This window comes from Virgibacillus salexigens (genome assembly GCF_014905415.1).
In the GTDB taxonomy this organism is placed as follows: domain Bacteria; phylum Bacillota; class Bacilli; order Bacillales; family Amphibacillaceae; genus Virgibacillus; species Virgibacillus salexigens.
Window position 1 is genome coordinate 1 of the sequence record NZ_BNEO01000093.1, and the last position, 321, is coordinate 321.

Sequence of the window (321 nt, forward strand, 5' to 3'; positions counted from 1 at the left end):
AGTGGCATAAGTAAAGACGTATCTGCAAATTTACCAGGAATTGGTGTGGATGTTGGGCTTGACCTAGGTGGTAACGGCGGTGCTGGAGGCACAGGAGATAATGGGGGTACACCTGACACGCCTACTACAATCCGAGATGTACTTTTAGGTCTAGTTAATGAACAAGTAGAACTAACCACTCCTTTTGGAATGGTACCAGGGACATTGCTAGCAGTAAGAGATGATTATGTTGTTGTAATTGAGAATACCGGGCCACAAGCACTTGTCCGAATCGATAAGATTGAATTTGTCAGTGAACTATAAAGGAGGATTATAAATGTT

1 protein-coding gene is annotated in these 321 nt (G+C 42.7%); it reads left to right on the plus strand.

Going from position 1 to position 321, the window contains the following annotated elements; all coding sequences use genetic code 11:
* A partial coding sequence (locus JKP73_RS22385; protein ID WP_200412007.1) for a DUF2642 domain-containing protein occupies positions 1-303 on the plus strand: 303 nt, incomplete at its 5' end.
* Positions 304-321: the final 18 nt, after the last annotated feature.